Annotated in this window: 1 protein-coding gene; it reads right to left on the bottom strand. The window is 57.6% G+C overall.

The window, feature by feature from the left end; all coding sequences use genetic code 11:
• On the bottom strand, window positions 1–375 hold a 375-nt coding region (locus RTW80_RS27720), incomplete at both ends, for an ABC transporter substrate-binding protein (RefSeq protein WP_312721319.1).

Raw genomic sequence — 375 nt, 5'->3', positions numbered from 1 at the left:
TTCAAAGACCACCTGGTTTAAGGCATCGCGATCGATTGCCTGAGAAAATGCCTCGCGCACGCGGGCATCTTTGAACGGATCGTTGGCCGGCACCTTGCCGTTGTTAATATTGAAGGTGATCCCCTGATAGCCCAGACCGGTGACCTTCGCCAGCGCCAGCTTGCTGTCGGCTTCGACGGTTTTGACGTCGCTGGCGGCAATGCCTTCGGTCAGGTCGAGATCGCCCGCGCGCAGGTTCGCGAGACGCACGGAGGCATCCGGGATCGGCAGATAGATGATTTTGTCGAAGTGATAGGCGTCTTTGTTCCAGTAGTTGTCGAAGCGGGTCAGAACGATGCGGTCCTGCGACACGCGGCTGTCGAATTTGTATGGACC

The sequence above is a fragment of the Escherichia sp. AM3 genome (assembly GCF_032029835.1).
In the GTDB taxonomy this organism is placed as follows: Bacteria; Pseudomonadota; Gammaproteobacteria; order Enterobacterales; family Enterobacteriaceae; genus Escherichia; species Escherichia coli.
Note: the sequence above shows the minus strand (reverse complement) of the source record. Positions and strands in the feature narration are given on the sequence as shown.